This is a genomic window from Sphingomonas sp. 10B4 (genome assembly GCF_035019905.1).
Lineage (GTDB): Bacteria > Pseudomonadota > Alphaproteobacteria > Sphingomonadales > Sphingomonadaceae > Sphingomonas > Sphingomonas glacialis.
In genome coordinates this window covers 1-589 of record NZ_JASJVC010000187.1, presented here as the reverse complement: position 1 = coordinate 589, position 589 = coordinate 1, and the positions used below count along the sequence as shown (strand labels likewise).

The 589-nt window shown below is 58.4% G+C and carries 1 protein-coding gene; it reads right to left on the bottom strand.

Going from position 1 to position 589, the window contains the following annotated elements:
• Positions 1-71: 71 nt before the first annotated feature.
• Complete coding sequence (locus tag QN347_RS19400) at positions 72-275, bottom strand: hypothetical protein (protein WP_322164322.1); 204 nt, start codon at positions 273-275, stop codon at positions 72-74.
• Between the last annotated feature and the right edge of the window lie 314 nt (positions 276-589).

Below are 589 nucleotides of genomic sequence, written 5' to 3'. Positions count from 1 at the left end.
TCGCAGGAGGCAGTCCATTCCAGACCATCCTCGGTGCCGTCTCTGCCTTATAGCCGGTAGGGGGTGGGTAATTACCGTGCTGCCGCCCTCCAGCAGCTCTTCCAAAAACGCCATTCTTCGTCCTCTTGCGCGTATCGGTTGATCGGTTTGTCGATCGCGACATTATGCCTGTGCGGGTCGTTCATATCGTTTTTGAACCACGCTTCGTCGAGCGCAAACGCAATATCCAGCTGGTCGTACTGCACCAGGCCGAACGTCGTGTAACGAGCGAGCATCTTGAGCGCTTCCAGCTGCTCGGCATCGAGCGTGTAGGGCGCCGGTCAAATGATCTGATCACGCGTCGGCAGAACGAACTGATTCTTAATTCTGGCGGACTAGGAGCAAGCGCATGCCAAGCTGCGAAACGCCAATCGCTACAGATATACCATTGGCGAGGGATACCCCGCCCATGGCGGAACGCGCTGTGCGTACCAGCGTGCTGCTAGCCGCAACTATCGAGCAGTTCGGGGGGGACCATGCTCGCACCCACAAGGTACGGGATCTCTCTAGCGGGGGTGTCCGTGTCGATCAGGGCGACGCGCTTCGGAAA

Bases quoted from the DNA above. Each gene is read 5' to 3' on its own strand.
- QN347_RS19400 (WP_322164322.1), bottom strand. From the start codon at position 275: ATGCTCGCTCGTTACACGACGTTCGGCCTGGTGCAGTACGACCAGCTG.